Origin of the sequence: Dietzia maris (assembly GCF_014144855.1) — a bacterium.
Lineage (GTDB): Bacteria > Actinomycetota > Actinomycetes > Mycobacteriales > Mycobacteriaceae > Dietzia > Dietzia kunjamensis.
In genome coordinates this window covers 1-5,092 of the sequence record NZ_JAALDN010000410.1, presented here as the reverse complement: position 1 = coordinate 5,092, position 5,092 = coordinate 1, and the positions used below count along the sequence as shown (strand labels likewise).

The following is a 5,092-nucleotide window of genomic DNA, read 5'->3' as shown; positions in this document are numbered from 1 at the left end:
TGCTCGTGGCGGGCGAGCACCGCGCCCAGCACCTCGGCGTCGTGCTTGTGGTCGACCTCGACGCCGGCCAGCCTGCCGACCGTGCGCTCCCACAGCAGGCCCTCGTACACGGTCAACAGGTCCAGGGCGGCGGTGGCCGGGTCGCGTAGCCCGGCGGCGTCGAGCGCGCCGACGAGGTCGCTCGGATCGAGCAGTGCGGCCACGAGGTCCGTGGTGTCCTCCTTGCCGGCGAGTTCGACGATCAACGCCGACCTGGCCGCCAGCTCACCGCGGTAGTCGGCCAACAGTCCGTCGACCATGCGCGTGAGCATCCCCAGCACGTCGTCGGCGTCGGAGGACGCCAGTTCCTGGATCCCCGAGACCTCGACGAATCCCCGCAGCAGCGAGGTGAGCCGGTCGACGGTGAGGGTGAGCAGCTGCGCGCGGGTGCGGCAGTAGTAGGAGGTGGAGCCCGAGGGCAATCCCGCCTCCGAGTCCACGGCGCGATGGGTGAGGGCACGGACCCCGTCCCTCGCCACGACCTCGATCGCGGAATCGGCGATGAGCATGCGCCGGTCCTCCATGGGGGCTCCCGTCGTCGTGTTCCACGGACATTCAGCTCGACCGGTGTAGTGCCGGACGTCGACGGGTCCCGCCGACTCGAGCGACAGCCTATCGCCGTACGGGGCCGTCGGCGTCGGAATCACGGACGCCCCGGCACCGGTATCCGGTGCCGGGGCGTCCCTGGCGTCGATTCTGCGGCCGCTGGTCAGGCCACGGCGGCGACCTTGCGGGCCCGCCGCGTGGCACGGTGGTGCTGCAGCGCGGTCTTCAGGCCCGCCCGCTGACCCTCCACGGCCGGCAGCGGCTTGGGCTGGTCGGCGAACATCCGCTCGGAGTGGGTCTCCGGCGCGTCATCGGTCGTGTCGCGCAGCATGTGGTTGGGCAGCGACAGCTTGGCGATGGTGCGCCAGGTCTTGAAGTACTGCACCGGCAGCGGACCGGCCACGTAGGGCAGGTCGTACTTGCGGCACACCTCACGCACCCGGATGGACGCCTCCGCGAGCCGGTTGGACGACATGTCCGGGTAGATGTGGTGCTCGATCTGGTACGACAGGTTGCCTGACATGAAGTCGACAACCGGACCGCCGGTGATGTTGGCGGAGCCGAGCATCTGCCGCAGGTACCACTCCGCCTGCGTCTCGTTCTCCACGTCCTTCTTGGTGAACTTCTCGGCACCGTCGGGGAAGTGGCCACAGAAGATCACCGCGTTGGTCCAGACGTTGCGGATCCCGTTGGCGACCAGGTTGGCGGTGGCGGTGGACTTCCACCCCTTGCCGGACAGCAGCGGGTAGAAGACGTAGTCCTTGGCGAGCTGACGGCCGGCCTTCTTGGCGAAGAGCGAGAGCTTGTTCATGGTCTCGCGACGGTCGTCACGACCCTTGGCGACCTTGCCCAGCTCGAGGTGCTGGATCCCCACGCCCCATTGGAACAGCAGCGCGAGGGCCGCGTTGTAGGCGATGTTCCCGTAGTAGAAGGGGTGCCAACGCTGGTCGCGGGTCACCCGGAGAACGCCGTACCCCACATCGTCGTCCAGGCCGACGATGTTGGTGTACTTGTGGTGGATGTAGTTGTGGGTCTGCTTCCAGTGCTCGGCGGTGCCCACGATGTCCCACTCCCAGGTGGTGGAGTGGATCTCGGGGTCGTTCATCCAGTCCCACTGCCCGTGCATGATGTTGTGGCCGAGTTCCATGTTCTCGACGATCTTGGCGACCCCGAGGGTGCCTGCGCCGATCGCCCAGGCCGTGCGGTTACGCGAGCCCACGAGGAGCAGTGCACGGGCCGCGATCTCGAGTCCCCGCTGGAATCGGATCGTGTTGTGGATGTACGCGGCATCTCGCTCGCTGAGGGAGCCGATGATGTCCTGACGGATCTGCTCGAGCTCCGCGCCGAGGGCTTCGATGTCGGATTCGGAGAGGTGCGCGAATTCCGGGATGTCGGTGATGGCCATGAAGCTACGGTACCGTAACTTACGGTCGCGTAGGTACGTTCGGTTGCGTGGGTCACAATTTCGGTGTGTGGTGAGTTGATCGATCGCCGCCCAGTTGTGGTGTGGCCGAGAAGTCTTTTCCGGCGCCGTAGCGCGCGTGGCCTGCGCGGGAGTTCGACGATGTCACGCCGGACATCACGGTTGTGTAACGTCGAGCGGGTTCGTGACGACATAGATGGCGTTACGTGGGGTGCAGACACAACGCCCGATACCGCAGTACGACTCAGTACGAAGCAGTAAATACGAGGGGACACATCATGAGCAACGCCAACGACATCTTCCTGCAGGCCATCCAGCCGGTCATCGACATCTTCTGGTCGCTCGTGTGGACCGCCACCGGTTCGACTATCAGCGTTCCCCGTCCGGCCCCGCCCGCGGGCACTCCCGAGTCGGTCTGATCCTTTCGAGCGCCGGGTTCATCGCCCGGTGATCTCCGCGGCAGCCCGCCCCTCGCTCGAGGGGCGGGCTGCCGCGTTTCATCCGGTCGGCCGGGTGGGTGGCGGTGGTGGCAGCGGCCGTGCCGCCGGCTCAGAGGCCGAACTTCTCGCTGCCACCCAGGTCGATCGGAATGGAGGCGCCGGTGATGCCCGCGCCCGCGTCGCTGCACAGGTAGACGGCCATGGACGCGATCGCCGACGGCTCGACCCACGGTTGGGGCAGCTCGTTCATGCCGGCGAACGTCCCTGCGGTGTCCTCGAGCGTCGTCCCCTTGCCGCCTGACATCATCTCGATCATCGACGGGTTGTCGATCATCGGCGTACGCACGTTGCCGGGGTGGATCGAATTGCACCGGACGTTGGAGAATCCGAGTTCGCCGGCCAGCGCCTTGGCGAGCCCCCGCACCGCCCACTTGGACGTTCCGTAGCTGGCGGAGAATGAACCGCCCCTCAGGCCCACCATGGAGCTGATCAGCACGACCGAACCGCCGCGCTCGGTAGCGAGGATGTGGGGGATCGCCACGGTCGTGGTCACCCAGGTTCCCTTGAGGTTGATGTCGAGCGTGGTGTCCCATTCCTCCTCGGTGCGCTCCCACGAAGTCCCGACCTGCGGGGAGACTCCCGCGTTCGCGACGACGAAGTCGAGGCCGCCCAACTCGGCGACCGCGGCGTCGACGGCTGCCCGCATGCCGGGGAGGTCCCGAACGTCCACTTCCCCGGTGATGCAGCGCCGGCCGAGCGCGCGAACGGCCTCGGCGGTGGCCTCGAGGTCCTCCGGATCTGCCATCGGGTAGGGGACCGTGTCGATGTCCCGGCACAGGTCGAGGGCGAATACGTCACATCCGGCGGCGGCGAACGCCTCACAGTGTGCGCGCCCCTGGCCGCGTGCGGCGCCGGTGACCAGCACGACCCTTCCGCTCAGATCGGCCTGGGTGGGGACGGCTTGCGACATCGGGGCTCCTGACGTGGTTCGGCGGCGGACCCTGCGGGGTCGCCCGCCCTGCGGCATGCTGGAAGTCAACGTAGACAATCAGAACAGGTAGTGATCATCATGCTTGAACGGACTCTGGTCCTCGTGGATACCTCGTATCTACTGGCTAGTTTTTACAACTCGTGGGAGGAGGGTGCGCGCGGCCAGTTGGAGATATCCCTGGCCACGGTCGTGCACCGTTTAGACCACGTAGCGCACGGTCTGGTGGACCAGCCGGTCCAGCGCCAGAACTGGTATGACGGCATCCCGGACTCCGGCCCGCACCGGTATCAGCGCACTCTTCGCGTGATCGAGGGCGTGCAGCTGCGCGCCGGCCAGTTGATCGAGTGGGGTGAGAGACGAACCCAGAAGGCGGTCGACACCCTCCTCGTCGCCGACATGATCCAAGCCGCCTACAAGGGCCAGTGTTCGGACATGGTCCTGGTCACCGGGGACGCCGACATGATCCCCGGCGTGCGGGTGGCGGTCGACGCCGGTGTCCGGATGCACCTCGTGGGTTTCGGCTGGGATTCGATTTCCTCGGCGCTGCGACACGCCTGCGACACCACGACCGTGCTCGATCCCCGCACCGACTTTCACGACGCCATGCAGATCAGGGTCCTCGAGGGCCCCATCCCCCCGAAGGTCAGGACCCCGACGGCGCCTCCGGTGCATCCGGGGGAGGATGGCCACGAGACCGAGGAGTCGGTGGGGATGGCCGACGTCGTCCTGCGCTCGGATCGCGCCTCGGCCACCTCGGTGGCCGACGAGACCCGCCTGACGGCGGCCGAGGAGGAGCGTGCGGCCGATGCGGAGGAGTTGGTGGCGGACGAGCAGGAATGCGCGGCGAGAGCCGAGTCCGAGCCGCCCGCGCCGGAGGCCGGGGATTCCGCGCAGAAACCAGCCGAATCGCCGACGGCCGGTAAGGTCCCCGCGCCTGGCGCGCCGTCGAAGCCCGAGAGTGCACAGGGCCCGGGGCCGTCGCCCGCGCAGTTGGCCAAGCAGAGCGGCAAGCCCGAGAAGGCAGAGAAGCGTGACAAGGTGGGCGAGCCCGAGCGGCCCGGCCCGGCCGAGGCGTCCCCCGAGGCCGCCGAGGCGCACCCGGGCCCCCAGCCGCCGGCGCAGTCCTCCCGGGTCGCTCCCCAGTTCGCGGGCTCGGTCCAGAAGCCCTCGGACCCCGGTGCGGATTCCAACGGGTCGTCCCGGCCGAACCCCTCGATGATGGCTCCCCATCGTCGGCCATTGCGGTCGAAGTTCGTTCCGCTCCCGGACGAGGTCTGGACCTCGTCCGGTGAGCAGACCCCCTTCGACGTGGGTCAGCAGTACGCAACGTGGTGGTACGAGCGGGCCGCCACGGAGAGTCAGCGGGACCAGGCGCATCTCCTCTCGGGCGGCGTGCTTCCCCCGGGGATCGACCGCCCGTTGCTGCAGTTCGCCTGCCAGATGCTCAACGAGTTCACTCTGACGGAAGCCCAGCGGGTTCGTCTGCGAGACGGCTTCCACGAGGGGATCCGAGCAGTCCTGCTCAAGCACCGCTGACTCCTTCCCACCCGGCCGGTCAGAAGGGCGGGGGGTCGGGGTCGTGGTGGTGGTCGTGTGGGGTGTCTGGTGGTGGGGCCATGGCGTTGGCTTTGCGTTCGGCGGCCAGGCGTAGGG

Annotated in this window: 5 protein-coding genes; 2 read left to right on the top strand and 3 right to left on the bottom strand. The window is 68.0% G+C overall.

Annotation, left to right across the window (positions count from 1 at the left end):
- Window positions 1-563, bottom strand: a 563-nt coding sequence (locus G6024_RS13295) for a TetR/AcrR family transcriptional regulator (protein WP_159148901.1), incomplete at its 3' end; no start/stop codon positions are given.
- 185 nt (window positions 564-748) lie between these two features.
- Entirely contained in the window at window positions 749-1,990 is a 1,242-nt protein-coding gene (locus G6024_RS13290) for a fatty acid desaturase family protein (RefSeq protein ID WP_096906674.1), read from the bottom strand.
- 296 nt (window positions 1,991-2,286) lie between these two features.
- Between G6024_RS13290 and G6024_RS13285 the strand changes: the two genes are divergently transcribed.
- On the top strand, window positions 2,287-2,427 hold the full coding sequence (locus tag G6024_RS13285) for a hypothetical protein (RefSeq protein ID WP_173674791.1): 141 nt from the start codon (window positions 2,287-2,289) through the stop codon (window positions 2,425-2,427).
- Between the two features lie 130 nt (window positions 2,428-2,557).
- Here the strand turns inward: G6024_RS13285 and G6024_RS13280 are convergent, their stop codons facing one another.
- On the bottom strand, window positions 2,558-3,418 hold the full coding sequence (locus G6024_RS13280) for a mycofactocin-coupled SDR family oxidoreductase (RefSeq protein ID WP_159148900.1): 861 nt from the start codon (window positions 3,416-3,418) through the stop codon (window positions 2,558-2,560).
- Window positions 3,419-3,517: 99 nt separating this feature from the next.
- Here G6024_RS13280 and G6024_RS13275 point away from each other — a divergent pair, with 99 nt between their 5' ends.
- Window positions 3,518-4,975, top strand: a complete 1,458-nt coding sequence (locus G6024_RS13275) for an NYN domain-containing protein (protein WP_159148899.1) — start codon at window positions 3,518-3,520, stop codon at window positions 4,973-4,975.
- Window positions 4,976-5,092 lie beyond the last annotated feature (117 nt).

Excerpts from the sequence above, each read along its gene's own strand:
- G6024_RS13290 (WP_096906674.1), bottom strand. The coding sequence starts at position 1,990 with ATGGCCATCACCGACATCCCGGAATTCGCGCACCTCTCCGAATCCGAC.
- G6024_RS13285 (WP_173674791.1), top strand. The coding sequence starts at position 2,287 with ATGAGCAACGCCAACGACATCTTCCTGCAGGCCATCCAGCCGGTCATC.
- G6024_RS13280 (WP_159148900.1), bottom strand. The coding sequence starts at position 3,418 with ATGTCGCAAGCCGTCCCCACCCAGGCCGATCTGAGCGGAAGGGTCGTG.
- G6024_RS13275 (WP_159148899.1), top strand. The coding sequence starts at position 3,518 with ATGCTTGAACGGACTCTGGTCCTCGTGGATACCTCGTATCTACTGGCT.